Annotated in this window: 16 protein-coding genes; 3 read left to right on the forward strand and 13 right to left on the reverse strand. The window is 48.1% G+C overall.

Features of this window, described 5'->3' with window-relative positions:
- Positions 1-110: 110 nt before the first annotated feature.
- From hfq to P364_RS0112660, 13 genes are all read right to left on the reverse strand, one after another.
- Positions 111-353 (reverse strand): RNA chaperone Hfq, encoded by a 243-nt coding sequence (gene hfq, locus P364_RS0112595; RefSeq protein WP_017687918.1) that lies wholly within the window; start codon positions 351-353, stop codon positions 111-113.
- Between the two features lie 234 nt (positions 354-587).
- Positions 588-788, reverse strand: a complete 201-nt coding sequence (locus tag P364_RS0112600; RefSeq protein ID WP_152532702.1) for a hypothetical protein — start codon at positions 786-788, stop codon at positions 588-590.
- 274 nt (positions 789-1,062) lie between these two features.
- Positions 1,063-2,010, reverse strand: coding sequence for a tRNA (adenosine(37)-N6)-dimethylallyltransferase MiaA (gene miaA, locus P364_RS0112605; RefSeq protein ID WP_024630473.1), 948 nt, complete (start codon positions 2,008-2,010; stop codon positions 1,063-1,065).
- Entirely contained in the window at positions 1,994-2,779 is a 786-nt protein-coding gene (locus P364_RS0112610; RefSeq protein WP_024630474.1) for a class I SAM-dependent methyltransferase, read from the reverse strand. Before P364_RS0112610 ends, miaA begins: the two co-directional genes overlap by 17 nt.
- A 17-nt stretch (positions 2,780-2,796) precedes the next feature.
- Positions 2,797-5,010, reverse strand: a complete 2,214-nt coding sequence (mutL, locus tag P364_RS0112615) for a DNA mismatch repair endonuclease MutL (protein ID WP_024630475.1) — start codon at positions 5,008-5,010, stop codon at positions 2,797-2,799.
- Positions 5,011-5,031: 21 nt separating this feature from the next.
- Positions 5,032-7,851 carry a DNA mismatch repair protein MutS gene (mutS, locus tag P364_RS0112620; protein WP_024630476.1) on the reverse strand — a complete coding sequence of 940 codons (2,820 nt, stop codon included), beginning with the start codon at positions 7,849-7,851 and terminating at the stop codon, positions 5,032-5,034.
- Between the two features lie 200 nt (positions 7,852-8,051).
- A complete protein-coding gene (locus P364_RS0112630) occupies positions 8,052-9,302 on the reverse strand; it encodes a putative amidoligase domain-containing protein (RefSeq protein ID WP_236642082.1) in 1,251 nt (416 codons plus the stop codon).
- Positions 9,303-9,415: 113 nt separating this feature from the next.
- Entirely contained in the window at positions 9,416-9,976 is a 561-nt protein-coding gene (locus P364_RS0112635; RefSeq protein ID WP_024630478.1) for an outer spore coat protein CotE, read from the reverse strand.
- A gap of 75 nt (positions 9,977-10,051) precedes the next feature.
- Complete coding sequence (locus P364_RS0112640; RefSeq protein WP_024630479.1) at positions 10,052-11,029, reverse strand: aromatic acid exporter family protein; 978 nt, start codon at positions 11,027-11,029, stop codon at positions 10,052-10,054.
- A 458-nt stretch (positions 11,030-11,487) separates the two neighbouring features.
- Positions 11,488-12,279, reverse strand: coding sequence for an ABC transporter permease (locus tag P364_RS0112645; protein ID WP_373456216.1), 792 nt, complete (start codon positions 12,277-12,279; stop codon positions 11,488-11,490).
- Between the two features lie 38 nt (positions 12,280-12,317).
- Positions 12,318-13,112, reverse strand: coding sequence for an ABC transporter ATP-binding protein (locus tag P364_RS0112650; protein ID WP_029880957.1), 795 nt, complete (start codon positions 13,110-13,112; stop codon positions 12,318-12,320).
- Positions 13,113-13,142: 30 nt separating this feature from the next.
- Positions 13,143-14,147, reverse strand: coding sequence for an ABC transporter substrate-binding protein (locus P364_RS0112655; RefSeq protein ID WP_024630481.1), 1,005 nt, complete (start codon positions 14,145-14,147; stop codon positions 13,143-13,145).
- Between the two features lie 146 nt (positions 14,148-14,293).
- Positions 14,294-15,808: a carboxypeptidase M32 gene (locus tag P364_RS0112660; RefSeq protein WP_024630482.1), complete on the reverse strand. Its 1,515-nt coding sequence runs from the start codon at positions 15,806-15,808 to the stop codon at positions 14,294-14,296.
- Between the two features lie 225 nt (positions 15,809-16,033).
- On the opposite strand from P364_RS0112660, the gene P364_RS0112665 reads away from it, so the two are divergent.
- The 3 genes from P364_RS0112665 to P364_RS0112675 all read left to right on the forward strand — a co-directional run bounded on the left by P364_RS0112665 (position 16,034) and on the right by P364_RS0112675 (position 17,956).
- Positions 16,034-16,597, forward strand: coding sequence for a beta-class carbonic anhydrase (locus tag P364_RS0112665; protein ID WP_024630483.1), 564 nt, complete (start codon positions 16,034-16,036; stop codon positions 16,595-16,597).
- Between the two features lie 186 nt (positions 16,598-16,783).
- Positions 16,784-17,350 carry a PadR family transcriptional regulator gene (locus P364_RS0112670; protein WP_024630484.1) on the forward strand — a complete coding sequence of 189 codons (567 nt, stop codon included), beginning with the start codon at positions 16,784-16,786 and terminating at the stop codon, positions 17,348-17,350.
- 99 nt (positions 17,351-17,449) lie between these two features.
- Positions 17,450-17,956, forward strand: coding sequence for a hypothetical protein (locus tag P364_RS0112675; RefSeq protein WP_024630485.1), 507 nt, complete (start codon positions 17,450-17,452; stop codon positions 17,954-17,956).
- Position 17,957: the final 1 nt, after the last annotated feature.

Here is a 17,957-nt window from a genome sequence, read left to right on the forward strand (position 1 = left end):
CTATGAAGCTTATTTAGCCCGGAATGAAAAGAACAACCCTTATTCAGGTTGCTCTGTTTCAATTCCTATACGTGTAGACGAAATGGTTGATAAAAAGGTTTCGTAATTTTTTAAGCTTCGCCGCTATTATCTTGCTGCATCAGCGATACGCTGCGTTGCGGCGTGAACGTGGAGATGGCGTGCTTGTAGACCATTTGCTGGCGTCCGTCGCTGTCAATGACGATCGTAAAATTGTCAAATGCCTTGATCGTTCCGCGGATTTGAAAGCCATTGGTCAGATAGACCGTAGCTGGAATGTTTTCTTTCCGCAGTTGGTTCAAGAACGTATCTTGGATGTTGATGGACTTGTTCATTAGCCGTACCCCCATTGGTTCATTTGAATTCGTGTTTAAGTAATATTCAATATCGCTGAGTAGCTTTCGTGCTATTATATCATGAACGGATTCATATAATCCACAAAAACCCCTTGTCTGCTATTTTGCACCTTTGCCTACGCTTCGCCTGCAACTAGAAGACTTATCCATTATACACCGCTTGCCGGAATTGCAAAAGAGGGACAAATTCTCCCTTTTCGCCTGCTTTCCTCTTCACTTCTCCCTACCTGTAAACGGTTTCCCTTCTTCGCTGGCTAACGTCATATTTTGCCGATTTCTTCTATCTTTGATTAAGAGTTTCAGGTATGTATTGGTACGGATTAGAACGATAATTAACCAAATCAAGGCAACTAGACCCGCAATGGCAAACCCAATTCCAAATAATCCTGAGAAAAAGAGATATAAACTTGCCACTCCATTCCGCTCCGTTCCGCACTCATACAATCTCCTCCCCTTCCGATGTAAAGCCTTTCACCCAAACTAAACAAGCGCATTTTATAATATTTTATTTTAACTATTTTAATATTTATGTTATTTTTTTACAACAATTTTCTTCAATAGAATCATCACAGGCTTCCTATATCTGCATTATTGTAGTCACGATTTCATATAAAAAACCTCTACCTTTCATTTCTAAAAGATAGAGGTTCTATAGTCCTAAACAGGTGGCAATATCCACCTTCTATATTCAGTCAAATTTGCGTTTGATCAGCTCACATACGTGGGCATAATTGCCTGCAAAATCTTCGGTATCCGTCATATCTACCCATTCAATGTCCTTCATATGACGGAACCAGGACAATTGCCGCTTGGCAAACCGGCGCGTATCCCTTTTCAGCCACTCTACGGCAGCCTCCCAGCTTACCTCACCCTGAAGATAAGCCGCAATTTCCTTATAGCCGAGTCCCTGCATGGAGATATGTCCTCTCGCTACGCCACGCTCCAGTAATGACTTAACCTCCTCTACCAGACCCTGCTCGATCATAAGATCAATCCGCTCTTCCACTCGGGCGTACAGCTTCTGCCGATCCATCGTCAAACCCACTATGAGCAGGTCATATGGAGACTCTTTTTTCTGGGTAGCCAGCTGCTCGGATAACTTCTCACCTGTGAGGTGATAAATCTCCAGTGCACGAACAATTCGTCGCTGGTCATTCGGATGCAGTCGTTCTGCGCTAACTGGATCAATGACCCTTAGCTTATCATGTAACGCCTGCGGGCCATACTGCTCGGCATAACGGAACTGTTCATCCCGAAACGCTTCATCCGAGCCGCTGTCCGAGAATTGAAAGCCATAACTTACCGATTCCACATACAGACCGGTACCTCCAACAATAAAAGGCAACTTGCCGCGCTCATGAATTTCCCCAATCAGACGTGTGCAGCTCTCCTGAAATTCCGCCACGGAATAGGGGTATTCCGGTTCATGGATGTCGATGAGGTGGTGGGGTACACCCTTCATTTCATCGCGAGTAATTTTGGCCGTTCCGATATCCATTTCGCGATATACCTGCATGGAATCCCCCGAAATAATCTCGCAATTGAACGCCTGTGCAAGCTCAATACTCATTCTCGTTTTGCCTACAGCTGTCGGTCCGACCAGCACAAGCAGCTTCGGTTTAACTTCCGCTTTCAACATTAATCACTCCGTACAGTGTTTTTGCATTGCCCCGGTCGTGTACTTCAAAACCGAGTCTCGTAAACTCCGCGCTGCCGCGCTTCTCTTTCATGACCACCCGCTTGCGGGCAACCCTTTTCGCTTCAATAATGCTCTGTTCATCCAGTGCATTGTGATTTGCATAATCCCGCAAAGGCTTGATGCCACTTGAATCCATCATCGGTTCACGGAACATGGGGTCAAAATAGACCGTGTCACAGCTTCGATCCGGCAAGGAGCGCAGTAAATCGAGATGATTTGCATGACGCAGCTCAATGCGCCGGAAAGCATCATTTACCGCTGGCTTAATACTCTCATATTGGGACATTCCCTCCACTAGCAGCGTATAAAGCGGAAGGGAGCTTTCGCATGCAATCACTCGGCCACTTTTGCCTACTGCAACCGAGAATACCAGTGCATCCGTGCCCAATCCTGCTGTACAGTCGATAACGGTATCCCCTTCAAGTACAGCCCCCGCCTCCAGCATCGGGTCAGCCTCTCCATTTAACACACGTTTGGCGCGTACAAATCCCATACTGGGGTGAAACTCAAGCAGCGGTGAATCCGGACGAAACAAACGTACTTTACCCTGAAGTACAACCAGAACCTCATCTATCCCATAATGTGCGATCAGTGCAGGCAAAGACATTTTTTGGCGCGATATATAGGTCCCTCCCGTTGTTTCCGCAAGGTTTCGTGCACGTTCCACAAGGTGGCCTGCTTCCTTTTCACCGGTTGTAATATACATAACTTCCTCCTAAATAGCTACATGACCCGTTTGAACAATTTCTCCAGATCATAGGTTGAAAATGACACCACAATCGGTCGCCCGTGTGGACAAGTATATGGTTGACGGCAGGAACCAAGACGCTGAATCAATACTTCCGCTTCCTGATCCGTCAATTTCTGATTGGCTTTGATAGAAGCCTTGCAGGAGCACATAATGGACGCCGCTTCTCGCATCTTGGCAACATCAATACTTCGTTCACTTAGAACCCATTCTGACATCTCTTCAATAATGTCCTTCTCATCCCCCTTGGGGAACCAGAACGGATGGGAACGCACCCGGAAGGTCTGTCCGCCGAAATGTTCCAAATAAACACCTGCCTGCTCGAACCAAGCCAGTCTTGTTTTGAGCTTTTCGGTCTCGGATGGTGTGAACTCCAGTGTAATGGGCAGCAGCAGCTCCTGCGAAGCTTGAGCGGGATTGCCAAACTGCTCGTAGTAATACTCATAATTCACTCGTTCATGAGCCGCGTGCTGATCGATCAGATATAGACCGTCTTGATTTTGTGCAATCAAATACGTCCCATGGTGCTGTCCAATCAGGCTTAATTCAGGAAATGCAGGCATGGAAACATCTGATTTAACAGCAGATGCCAGTCTTTCCGGGTCCGGTAAACTTGCAGCCTTCCAGCTCCGCTCTCCTTTTGCACCCGGCACTGACGGATTATAAGATGAACGACCTTCTCTAACCGGAGAATTCACCGAATGGGAACGATAGGTAGAAGCAGCAGCACCCTGTGAAGCAGGAGCAGATGACCCATTATCCTCTGCGGAAGGTGTGGCATCTTGCGAAGCACGATCTTCAGCAGCACCGTTATTTCCACTCACAGCAGAAGCTGGACCACTATGGGAATTTTCGTTATCACTATAATTATGCTTCAGTACATTAGATCCTGATTCCCCGCTTATCATCCCAAATGGATCATAGGAAGGCGGTATCTCAGGTGGAGCTTCAGGCAACGGTAACATCTGACCCACACCATTTCCATCAGAACCTGATTGCACATCAGCCGGAGCATCCAGATCATCATCCTCAGGAGTCAATTTACCAAGCTCATGCTGTTTCCCCAACGGACCTTGTTGTCCATAACCTGCCGATTCCGATTCATCCTTCAAAGGACCTCTTGGAAAGAGGAATTGCTCCTGAATAAAGGAACTGTTGTCTCCGCGTCTGATTTGCTGCTTGGTTACCTGTGGAATAAGCACTTCCTGCCGCAATATACCTCGCAGTGTAGTTTCAACAAACTCGTACAGCTCTGCTTCCTTGCTGAAACGAACTTCCAGCTTCGCCGGATGTACGTTCACATCGACCAGGGACGGATGCATTTCCAATTGCACCACGACAAGCGGATACCGATTAATAGGCAGCAAGGTATGATACGCCTTTAGAATAGCCTGATTGAGACCGTAATTCCGAATATATCGTCCATTCACAATGGTTGACATGCCGCCACGATTGGCACGAGTCCATTCCGGCAAACTGATGAGCCCGCTCACACGATAATCCAGATTTTCACCCTGGATCGGGAGCATCGCTTTGGCAGCACTTGTACCATAGATCGCTGCCACCACTTGCAGCAGATCCCCGTTCCCCAGCGTCTGAAGCAGCACATTCTCATTATGACGCAGCCTAAACGAAATGTTTGGATGAGACATTGCCATTCGGTAAAGTACATCCGAGATATGACCCAGCTCGGTCTGGATCGTTTTCATATATTTAAGTCTGGCAGGCGTATTAAAAAATAGTTCTTTCACTGCAAATTCTGTGCCTTGAGGTGAGGTTGCATCCTCATGGGAGCAAAGTTTGCCGCCCTCAATTACGATACGGCGCCCTCGCCCGTCATTTCCACTGGCCGATAACACTTCTACCTTAGATACAGCGGCAATACTCGCCAGGGCTTCTCCACGGAATCCAAGACTTGTGATTTGGAACAAATCGCGGCCCTGGGCTATTTTGCTGGTTGCATGACGATAAAAGGCTGTTTCCATATCCTCAGCCTCGATACCGGAACCGTTGTCTTTGACACGAATGCTGAGCAGGCCGCCCTCTTCCACTGTTACTTCAATTTTGGTGGCACCTGCATCTACCGAGTTCTCCAGCAACTCCTTGACAACTGAAGCAGGCCGTTCAACGACCTCACCCGCCGCAATCTGGTTGGCAATATGTTCATCAAGTACATGTATTTTCGCCACAGGTTTTCCCCTCCCCTATACTCAGGATAATTGCTGTGCCTTCAACTTAAGATCATTCAATATCTGCATCGCTTGAAGCGGCGTCATGTTCATGACATCAATATCTTTCATATGACGGATAAACTCCCGGGCGGGCTTGTCAACCGCAACCACATCCGGTTTCGGAGTTACACTTGGCTCGTCATCACCAAATATGGACAGTTGAACCACGTCCGCATGTTTGGAGCCTGACTGCTGCTTGCCGTTTTGTTTCTTGTCGTGTTGTTTCTTGTCGTTTTGTTTACCTGCTGAATCTTCACTCGAAACTGTGAACTCGACAGGTACCGCAGACTCGCGCTCCCGGATCAATGACGAGTGATCTGTAGTCTGGAACTCCGCACCACCTCGCACATCAACGCCAATCTGCTGTTTGCCATTCCCTGCATATTCGCTGCCGACCGCAACCTGTGCTGCCGCATGTTCGAAACCGTGCAGCAAGCCATTCGCCCGTTCAATAATGCTGTCCGGCAGACCTGCAAGCCGTGCGCAATAGATTCCGTAGCTGCTGCTTGCAGCCCCGGCGATCAATTTACGCAGGAAATTAACCTTGTCCCCACTCTCCTGAACGGCCATGGAGTAATTCGCCAACTTGTCCAAACTCTCTTCCAAATGAGCAAGCTCATGGAAATGAGTTGATACCAGTGCTTTGCACCCAATGATATCGTGCACATATTCAATGACAGACTGGGCAATCGCCATTCCCTCACTGGTAGACGTTCCCCGGCCCAATTCATCAATAATAATCAGGCTGCGTGGTGTTGCTTTATCCGTCATGACCTGAATGTCGGCCATCTCCACCATAAACGTACTTTGTCCGCCGATGAGATCGTCTGCCGCACCAATCCGTGTGAAAATACGATCCATAATCGGTACTTCAGCTTGCCCAGCTGGCACGAAACAGCCGATCTGCGCCAGAATCGAAATCAGCGCCACCTGCCGCATATACGTACTTTTCCCCGCCATATTCGGGCCGGTAATCAGCAGAATGTGCGCCTCGTCCTTCTGCATTGCAGTATTGTTGGCAATGAAAGCTCCATCTCGCATCACCGCTTCAACCACCGGATGACGTCCCTGTTCCACGACCAGATCATACCCGTCAGTCAATGTAGGCTTTACGAAATTGCGCTCTGCACTGATGACCGCAAAGGATTGATACACATCAATCTCTGCGACCAGCTCAGCCAACTTCTGCAGCCTGGCGATCTCCTGATTGAGCCGTTCCCGCAATTCCGCGAACAAGCCGTACTCAATATCGACCATCTTGTCCTGTGCTTCGAGAATCAGTGTTTCCTTCTCTTTCAGTTCGGGCGTAATATAACGCTCGGCATTGGCAAGAGTCTGCTTCCGCTCATAACGGCCTTCCGGCAAAGAAGCCAGATTCGACTTGGTAATTTCAATATAGTATCCAAATACTTTATTGTAACCGATTTTCAGAGAACGAATGCCGGTCGCTTCACGCTCTCTGGCTTCCAGCTCTGCAATCCACTGCTTGCCATTCACCGATGCTTCCCGGAGCTCGTCCAGCCTCTCATGATACCCCTCGCGAATTAAGCCACCATCTCGTACCGACACAGGCGGCTCATCAACGATCGCCTGACCGATTGCATCTCGCAAATCACTGCAATCATCCATAACACCAGCAATGTGCTGCAGCGTTGTGGAAGGCGAATCTGCACAATACTGACGCAGCCCCGGAATTTTGTCCAATGACAGCTTGAGTGCATTCAGATCCCGTCCGTTAGCGTTACCAAAGGCAATTCGACCTACGAGACGTTCCAGATCATAGATGTCTTTGAGTTCAGCACGCAGATCTTCCCGCAATATAAACTGGTTATACAGTGTATCTACTGCTTCCAAACGCTCATTGATTTTGCCTTTTTGCAGCAAGGGTTTATCTACCCAACGACGCAGCATTCGTGCACCCATGGACGTCTCTGTGCGGTCCAGCAGCCATAACAGCGAACCTTTTTTGGAACGCTCACGTACCGTTTCCACCAGTTCCAGGTTACGCCGAGTAAACGGATCCAGTATCATAAAGTGGTCAGGCTCATACGTTGAAACCTGTGTCAATTGTCCGAGTGAACGTTTCTGTGTCTCACTTAAATAGGAGAAAAGACGCGCTATACACGCTTGGCGTTCAGGCTCCAGACGTGCCCATACCGCTTCGCCGAATTGCTGACGCACCAAATCTTCTTTACTCTTCGTCCACGGCGTGTACACCACAGGTCGACCAATTGGAGATGCCTGGGCAGCCACCGTATCCAGCAGCGCAGCATCCCCCACCAGTTCCGAAGGTTCGTAGATCCCGATTTCATCCTTGAGCCACTCTTGGGAGTATGGAACCGAAGTCACGTAGAGTTCCCCAGTAGACAAGTCACAGGCAGCAAGCGCAAGTGTGTTCTGGTTTCCTGTCAGGCAAACCATATAGTTATTGGACTTATCCCCCAATGTCTTGCCTTCCATCACCGTTCCCGGTGTAATGACTCGTACAATTTCACGCCGTACCATGCCTTTGGTTACCGTTGGATCTTCCATCTGTTCACAGATGGCTACTTTGTATCCTTTTTCAATCAAGCGCTGTATGTAATTGTCAGCCGAATGATAAGGCACGCCGCACATCGGGATTTTATCTTCTCCCCCTCCTGCGCGTGCAGTTAATGTAATTTCAAGCTCACGGGAAGCATTGACCGCATCCTCAAAGAACAATTCATAGAAATCACCTAATCTAAAAAAAAGAAAAGCGTCCTGCGCTTCGGCCTTCACTTGCAAATATTGTTGAATCATTGGCGTATACTGAGCCATGAGTATCCTCCATCCGTTCCAATGTTGTCAGGAAGAGACGCTGTACCGGAAGGAGCAATAAGGCGGTCAGGCAACTGATTCGTGCCACCGCCTCATGTTTCGGCCATCCGCCGCGTCCCTCACAGGTTGCTGTTCCATTTCTTCCGTAACGATGATCAAAATCGACTTAATTCTCATTATACCAAAAAAGTGCCCACTCTTCATGAACCTGCTCGAATATTCCAGAGTTTACGTATATCCCGACTCTCGTCCCATGTCCTACCCTGTCTTAGCTGGCTAATTAAAGGAGCCGCGTATTGTTCATAACGTTCAAAACCATCCATTTTCGTCAGGTCATCGAGCAATGCCGGAATATACGCTTGCATCACCTCACGGTTCCCTTCATAAAAAGCAGTATGAATAGCCGCCTTCGCCAATGGACGTTGACGCAGTTGCTGATAGTCTCTTGCGATAAGACCAGCTAGAGCAACGACACCTTTGGCAACCAGAGGAGATACCAGAAAACTAGGTAAAGTGCGGTATTCGAATCCACCGTAGGATTTCAGCCTAAAGTCCCCCAATGCCCCATAGCGTGGACGTCTGCCAGAACCTCGGGGGTCCTGAAGAACGGCGAGTGGCAATGCCAGATAATTGTCAAGTGCACGCAGCAGCTCCCCGTTTAACGTAACGCCACTGAAATGAACATGTCCACCGAGTGGCAATCCGCGCTGGGGCATTCCCCCTGCCTGCCAAATCAGCGAATGATCACTAATGCTTCGGGACGCGGCCGCAAAGGCTCTCATCAGATGAGCAAGCAGTTCACGCGGTTCAGAGCTTGGGGCAGGTCGCAGTTCGGCTACAGGATATATTCGTCGTCCACCAATCGTCACGGAATCGCAGCCAGCTACGCCTGTTCGTTCGAGAAATCTGGAGGCGGGCACGATTTTGGACTCTGGCATCTGCACAAGCAGGAACTCGGGGTCCATTCCAAGTATCGGGGCTGCATTATGATGACGTTCTTCGTCCAGTTCAGACTGAAGCTGCTTCCAGCCTGCACGATACATGGCAGAGAGATCAGTCATGCCCTTCCATGGCCTTGGGTCAATCGAAATGACTGCACAACCGCTCTTTCCAGAGGCTTCCAGTCTTACTGCGCCGTGATCCAGTCCAACCGTATACAATGTTTTGGTTGCAAGCCGTTCAATACGTTTGAACAACGTTGATGCGGCTTCGCGATCCAGCACACTTTCTTGCGCTCCACCCATGCCGCTGGTGTCCCTACGTTTGATGCGGATCGCTTGCAGACAGCATATCTCTACATCGTAACGAACACGCAATCCCAACTGTCGATCACGCCTGCCTTGCGAAGCAAGCACTTCAATCCCGGATCGTTTCAGGCGATTTGTCCGTTCGCGAGGGAGCATGCGTTCATATCGGCGCACCGCCTCCTCGGCCTCTTCCATCACATTCATCCTGTCCACCCTCCCGTTTCTCGCCCAAAATGAAAAAAAGAGGGCTTACGCCCTCTTCACTGCCGCTCGCGGCGCATATGATACCTTAAGTTTATGAATCAAGAACGCTAAGCTTACAGCTCATCGTCAAGCAAGTCGGGATCGAGATCGTCATAATCTCCATCTCCACTGCCGAAGTCATAATCCTTGTCTTCGTAATCTCCACAGCCATCCGTGCACACTTTCACACAAACTTTGGTCTCGGCGACCAGTTCAACAGCGAATTCCCGTTCTACCCGGATAATTACGCTGCCCCCACCTGACGACACCGTGGCTTCCACACAGCTTGGTTCCTGCGTTGCATCCGCAGATACCTCTACCGTGGTGGCCCGGTGTTTCGGGTCCAGATAGGACAAAGGCACATGTTCTACATACGACACCGTTTCTTTGGCTACATCCGTCTGTGAATTTTTGTCATAGGAATACCAAATGTTGATATCGTAAGTACCAATAACTTCAATTCCGTCCCCCGCTGATACGGCTTCATATTGGTGGTTGATAATCCAAGCCCCCAAAATACTGGTCGGACCATGTGGCGGAGTCACGGTATGTGTTACGGTAGAGAACTTACGACCTTTGCCGCAGATCGCCTTCGTGATGATCTCTCTACATTGATGTTTATGACTCAATGACATCTTTAAACCTCCTCCATACAATCATTCTTTACAAGTGTATGCAGGGCATCCGTCTAGGGTGACAACTATTTTCTATTATTCATTTGTAGATTGGGACCGGTCCGATACCGGAGACGGCGCTTTGTCCTTCTTGGCTATTTTCAGATACAGCGCGAGTTCCCGGCACAGCTGGAGAATCGCGGAACGAATCTCGAATTCTTCCCTTGTATCCGGCAACTCCATTCGTTTGAATTCTTCTTGCACATCTGCGAGAAGTTTTTCCGTGCGTCCGGTGTAAGATTCAGTGAGTACATCCTGACTGAGCTGGTCGAACAGCTCCGATACCATTTCCGCATGCGGCATCTTCTGATAGATCTGGGATACCAGATGCATCATATGCTGGATGGAATCCAGTTGCGTTTTGCGCATATAAAAGTAGACACTCCATCCCTCGTTCGGGTGGATGACCTGATTTTCCAACGAGCGTTTGGCTGCTTCAATGCCGCCTAGCACAGCTTTATCGGCTTCAATCAGCTCTTTTCCTGCCCACACTTCATTCGGATTGCGCAGTGTAGCTGCAAACTCCTTGAAGATGACCGAGAATAATTCATCAATTCTTTTGCGAATACGCAGCATCTGCGGATCCGCAGCCGGCATATAGGCCAGATTGACAACCATTGCGGAACCGAGACCAATCAGCAGTAATCCAATTTGTACCAAAACCACATGAACATCCATCTCACCGCCGCCAAATACTCGGAACACCACGACAGAACCCGTCACAATGCCTTCCTTGAATCCGGCCCGAACGATAACGGGAAACGCAATTAGTATGTAGACTGCCAGTACCCAATAATGGAAACCTAGAAAGTGAAAAAGTACACTTGCAAATAAAAGCCCCACTACAGAAGCGAAGAATCTGGCAGATATGGTGCGAATACTTCTTTTTCGTGTTACATCAACGCCAAGAATGGCTAGCAAGCCAGCTGATGTTGGTCCAGGCAAGCCGCACCAGTCCGCAATCAGCACAGCCATTAGCGCGGCGATTGCGGTTTTAATTACCCTAAAACCCATCTAACATTCCCTCTCCTCTAAGCTGCAAAAATGTCAAAGCCAGCGAGCCATACCTATCCAGGTGAGCGCCTGTCCACTGCCTAATAGCGTCTACTGTTCTATATTCATATCCCTAGTATTACACATCCTGCCAAAAACCATTTCTTCTCTAATCAAAAGAATTGTGTCTGCAAGAACAGCATATCTCAATTACCTACTAAACTCATAAACGGCATCAACCGACATGCGCATGCATGTCGGTCACAATAACGCGCCCCGGATGAGGGACGCTGGCAATTTGATTGATGCGACGAAAAGCCTCTAGGCCCTCTTCTCCAATCGTCGCATTCATTCCGGACTGCGCGGAATATTCGTAATTGTATGGTACTTGATTTTACGGGTTCGGGCAACGTGACACCTCTTGTGAAATTGTATACATATTGTGAATGATTTTTTATACACGCGTATGCTTCACAACATTATCTGCGTCCTGCCAGCAGCTTGCGTTCTACATATACAACGAGCTGGTACATCGCTGTGGCGACAGCGGCAATAATCAGCAGGCTCGATAAAACAAGGGTAAAGTTGAATACTTGAAATCCATAGATGATCAGATAGCCCAGCCCCTGCTTTGCGACCAGAAATTCACCCACTATTACACCGACCCAGGCCATCCCCACGTTTACTTTTAAGGTAGAAACAATGGCAGGGAAGGAAGCGGGCAATACTACTTTGGTGAAAATTTCGGAGCGATCGCCACCAAACGTACGGATAACCTTAATATAGTTCTGATCCACTTCATTAAAACTGTTATACACAACAAGTGTAGTAATAATGACTGTAATTGACAAAGTCGTCATGACAATGGCCGTAAATCCTGCACCAAACATGACGATAAAGATGGGACCCAGTGCGACCTTTGGCATGCTGTTGAACACAACCATATAGGGATCAAGCACTTTGGACAAAAAAGGAGACCACCAGATCAGAACCGCAAGCAGTGTTCCGACGAGTGTCCCCAGCAAAAAGCCGACTGCCGTTTCCCCTACGGTTACCCCGACATGCGCCCATAGTTCTCCACTGACGATGTCCTTCCAAATCTGATTAAAAATTTTGCTGGGATAACTGAACAAAAGCACATCAATCCAGCGCAGCCTTCCCGCCAGTTCCCACAGCAAAAACATAAACACCAGCATGGACAGCTGCACCGCCAGCACTTTATGTCGCCATCTGGCAACCTGCTGAATATGGCTTTGGTGCAGCTGTCTCATCCAATCATCACGCATTTCCTGCTTCTGGTTCGTCTGATTCACCCGTTCTTCTCACCTCCTCCGGACTGATCCAGTTCACTCCATAACGCCTGAAACAGCTCATTGAACCCCGGCTGCTCCCTTGCGTAAAAAGGCTGTGCATTCCGCAAATCTTCTGGAATGATGAACTCTCGCCGAATGCGACCCGGATTGCGATCCAGCACTATGACGCGATCACTGACGGCAATAGCTTCCGACAGATCATGGGTGACAAGCACCGAAGTTTTGCCGGATTTCTTCAATGTGTCCGAAACCAGATCCTCCAGCTGCAGCTTGGTTTGATAATCGAGTGCGGAGAAGGGTTCATCCAGCAACAGTATTCCCGGGTCCGTAGCCAGTGTACGTACCAAAGCCACCCGTTGCCTCATGCCCCCGGATAACTCGGAAGGATACTGGCTTTCGGTGCCAGCAAGCCCCATACCTGCCAACAGCTCACGCGTACGCTCACGACTCTGTTCATTAAGGGTACCTGTCAGTTCAAGTCCAATCAGGGCATTATCCAAAATAGTACGCCACGGAAACAGATAGTCCTGTTGCAGCATATAGCCGATCTGGGCAGATGGACCTTCGATGCGTTTCCCTTTAACCTTGACCTCGCCAGCGGTCGGTGTGAGCAGCCCGGCGATGATCGACAGCAATGTGGTTTTACCACATCCGCTTGGGCCGACAAGACTAACGAACTCTCCCTGTTCGACCTGAAGATTCAAATTCTCGATAACCAGTGATGCTTCGCGCTCGCTGACATAGACTTGCGAAATCCCTTCCAGTCTGATCACCGTTTCGGATTCAGGCATACATGCTCACGTCCTTTCCTGAATACCTGATTACTTCGTTGATGCTGCTTGTTCTGCATAGGAGTTATCAACAATCGTTTGAGAATCCACCCGCTGTTTCAGTTCTCCCGCAGCACTCATAACGTCCAGCAAGTTATTCCATTCATCCTCATCAATGACTGGATCGGTTGCATATGTGCCCTGTTCCTTGTAACGGTTCACACTGCTTACCAAAATGGCCGGATCAATATCTTTGAAGTAGGGCTTGATCACTTCAGCAATTTCTTCAGCCGTATGGGAATCTACCCAAGTTTGTGCTTTTTGCAAGCCGTTTGTGAACTTCTGAACGATGTCCTTGTTATCATGGATATAACTTTGTTTGGTCATAAAGACCGTATAAGGCAGATGGCCACTTTCCGTTCCAAACGAGGCTACAACCTTGCCGCGACCCTCTTTCTCAAAGATGGACGCCTGAGGTTCAAACAGCTGCACATAATCCCCCGTCCCTGATGCGAATGCAGAAGCAATGTTGGCAAAATCCACATTTTGAATCAATTCCAGATCATTCTGCGGATCGATGCCATGTTTTTTCAGCGTGAATTCGCCTGCCATTTGAGGCATGCCACCTTTTCTTTGTCCAAGGAATGTACTCTGTTTCAGTTGATCCCAATTAAATTCGCCATCGGGATTACGGGCAAACAGAAACGTTCCGTCCGTCTGTGTAAGCTGAGCAAAGTTAATAACCGGATCTTCTGCGCCTTGTTGGTAGACATAAATAGACGTCTCTGCTCCTACCAATGCGATGTCTACTGAGCCAGCAAGTAATGCTGCCATCGTTTTGTCTCCGCCAGCCGTCGTCTGAATGTCCACTTCAAGCCCCTGCTCCTCAAAAAAACCTTGGGCCACAGCCACATACTCCGGTGCGTAAAACACAGAACGTGTGACTTCACCAATCGTAATTTTGTTTACATCCTTATCTTTATTGCAGCTGGTGAGAGCCACAATGATAATGAGCAAAATGACGATGGCCCGGATGAACCAGGGCGTGTATTTCATGATATTTCCCTCCTTCACTGGTTTCAGCTGTTCTCTCTACTATGGATATGCTGATGCCTAACAAAAGGTTAAGAACTTGCATACAAAAGAAGAGCCGGGCAATTCTGCCCCGCTCTTCAAAATTATATGTTGATGTTATAGCTGTCCTACAGCTTGTAAATCTCGGTATATTTTGCTTCCAGATAGTCTGCCAAATAGTCCGGGTTCAACTCTTCACCCGTTACGGCCACAATCAATTCGGAAGGTGTACGACTTTTACCATAGCGATAAATTTTGTCAGTCAACCATTCCTTGATGGGAATCAGGTTACCTTCGGCAATATGGGCATCGAACTCCGGCATTTCATTGCGCAGTGTATGTAGAATCTGTGCAGCATACATATTTCCGAGCGAGTAAGAAGCAAAGTAACCAAAGTCACCGCCCGACCAGTGAACATCCTGAAGCACACCCATACCATCATTCGGCGGCACCACACCAAGATACTGCTTGTATTTGGCATTCCATGTCTCTGGCAGGTCCTTGACTTCCAGACCTTCGTTAAACAGCATTTTCTCAATTTCATAACGAATGATGATGTGCAGATTGTACGTCAGCTCATCGGCTTCAATCCGGATCAGAGAGCTTTCAACCCGATTAATTGCCCGGTAGAAGTCTTCCAGTTCTATCTCGTTTAATTGAGGGAAGTGCTGTTGCAAATCTTTATAATAGCGCGTCCAGAATGGAAGACTGCGGCCAATCATATTTTCCCAAAGGCGCGACTGGGATTCGTGGATACCCATGGACGTCCCTTCGGCAAGAAGAGTACCGGCCAGATTGTCGTCAATATTTTGCTCATACAGGGCGTGTCCGCCTTCGTGCAGTGAACTGAAGACCGCACTCGTCACATCATCCTGCAAATAGTTCGTCGTGATTCGAACATCACCCGGATTCAGGCCCGTTGCGAACGGATGAACACTCTCATCAAGTCTTCCAGCTTCGAAGTCATAACCCATTTGTCCCAGAATAAACAGACTGAATTTTTCCTGTTGTTCCTTGTCAAACAGCTGGTTCAGGAACTCCGTGTAAGGCTTATTGGCCGACGCATTGATCTTCTCTTGCAGGGGCACCAATCGCGCTTTGAGACGGGCAAATACCGCATCTACCTTTTCAACGGTCAGTTCCGGCTCATACATATCAAGAAGGGTATCATACCGAGTATCTTTCACACCCCAGTAGTCTATGAACTCTTGCTTGAGCTTCACAATATCGGTGAGGTAAGGAGAGAACCCGGCAAAATCGCTATTATGCTTGGCATCTTCCCAAGCCGTTTCCGATTTGGCGGTAAGTACGGTATACGCTTGTACTTTTTCCGGTGGTACGGACTGACTGCGATCATATTCTTTCTGACAATCTTCCACCTGACGGCGGTCGATATCTTCCAGCTGTTCCAGCACCTCTGGACTTGTTAATGTATCCAGGTAGGATTTCATGTCAGCCGAGGTTTGCAGCTTAAATGCTTCGGTAGACAGCATTCCAAGTGTTTCCGAACGTGTCGGTACACCTTTTTTGGGCGCACCTGTGCGCAGATCCCAGTGAAGCAAACCAATGGCTTCATGATAACTCTTGATTTTGCGAGCCAGATTACGGAAGGATTCCAGCTGTTGCTGTGCTTGTTGTTCCATTGTTAACGTTCACCTCTTCAAAAAAAGTTGGATTCCCTATTGATGATACTTTTTGCAATGCGTATAATCAACTTTTAACAGATGCAAATTGCATTATTCCTCTAAATCGCGGAATAATGCAATTTGCTGACCGTGATATAATAAATGAAACCAAAGGACGTAGGACAAGCTGCATTGGATGCAAGTGGCTGTGCTCATCGTATTGGATAACAGGAGGCAATGGACATGAACAACATTCAAGAGATTCTGGCTTACAACAAAACATTTGTCGAGACTAAAGAATACGAAAAGTATACGGCTGGCAAGTTTCCAACCAAAAAGATGGTCATCATCACTTGTATGGATACCCGTCTGGTGGAAATGCTGCCCAAGGCCATGAACCTGAAGAATGGCGATGTGAAAATTATCAAAAACGCTGGCGCAATTATCTCTCAACCTTTCGGGTCTGTTATGCGTAGTGTTCTTGTCGCCATCTATGAGCTTGGTGCCGATGAAGTACTGGTTGTTGGACATACGGAATGTGGTATGGCATCCCTACACGCAGAGACCATGATTGGACATATGGTCGAACGGGGTGTGTCTGAGGAAGTCATGAGCACGCTGGAGAACTCGGGTATTCGTTTGCAAAAGTGGCTGCGCGGGTTTGACAGCGTTGAAGAAGGGGTAAAACATACTGTGGAAGTGATCAAGAAACATCCATTGCTTCCGCCCAATGTACCCGTACACGGCATGGTCATCGACTCCTATACAGGTGAACTTGATCTTGTCGCAGAGGGCTATGGGCAATAGACATCTCTCTAAAATGGTTTGGGTGCGGACCTCCGGGTCCGCACTCTTTTTTGTCTAAATTGAGGCAGTTGTTCTGTCAGGTTGTCAAACCATACAGTTTCAGTGTACACTTTTATGAAAGCGGTCAATGAGAACAATTTGCATTCGTTTTCGCTGGCCCAGCCCTAATATTAAGGAGACATGTGCATGAACATACTTTCCTACGGATTGCTCGGGCTTCTTACCCGCGAGGAGTCATCAGGCTATGATCTAATGCTGAAAATCCAGCCACATTGGCAGGCTAAACACAGTCAGATCTATCCCCTCCTCTCCAAAATGGAAAACGATGAGCTTTTAGCCTCCCGCTGGGTGCAACAGTCTGACAAACCGGACAAAAAAATGTATGCAGTCACGGAAAAAGGTATTGAAAAACTGCTGGATTGGATGATCACTCCCGTTACCGCTCCGGTTACGCGTGACGAGTTCAATCTGCGTATTTTATGTGTAGGCATTGCGGAAGATGGAAGCATGAGACGCATTCTGAACGAGCGTAAAAACTGGTTTTTGGAACGCATCCGTTATTTCGAGGATTTGAAGTCCCGTATCCCTCAGGATAATTTGCGAGTAGGCAGTCGGGAATTCGGAAGCTACATTCTGGTGCAAAAAGGGTTGATGAACGCACAAACGGGCATCGAATGGTGCAACTGGGTTACTCAACTACTCGATGGTCAGGCCGCTATTCAGGACCCTTGTCCAACTCATTCAGAAAATTAAACAAATTTTGAAACGTTCCTGCAAGTTGACCGTATTACTTGAGTAAGGCCCAATTTTGGGTGATTCAAACAAATTAATCGGGGGGTTACGATCTTTACAATGAAGAAAAAATTCGGAATCAAACATCTCATGATGGTTTTCATGGCCTTTACATTATTGTTCGCAACAGTCGGAGTAGCGAATCCGGATTCTGCCGATGCTAGACGTGGTGGCGGTTTCAAATCGGGAACAAAAAGCTTTACTAACACACCTAAGAAGTCCGATTCCAACAGTAATGTGAGCAAATCAAATACGAATAACAACTCCAGCACTGGAGCAGCTACAACCAACCGTGGCGGATTCTTTGGCGGTGGCGGTGGATTTATGAAAGGCATGATGCTGGGCGGTCTGGCTGGTATGATGTTCGGCGGATTGTTCGGTGGCATGGGAGCTTTGGGTAACATTCTTGGATTGCTCGTAAACGTAGCCGCAATTATGCTGATCGTGATGCTCGCTATGGCCCTGTTCAGAGCCATTACGAATCGCCGTAAACCGGCAGCCGATGGTCGCTATGACCGCAAAAATGATCGTGATGATGATGACCGCAACAGAAACGGACGGTACTAAT

Origin of the sequence: Paenibacillus sp. MAEPY2, assembly GCF_000499205.1 — a bacterium.
GTDB classification, from domain to species: Bacteria; Bacillota; Bacilli; order Paenibacillales; family Paenibacillaceae; genus Paenibacillus; species Paenibacillus vandeheii.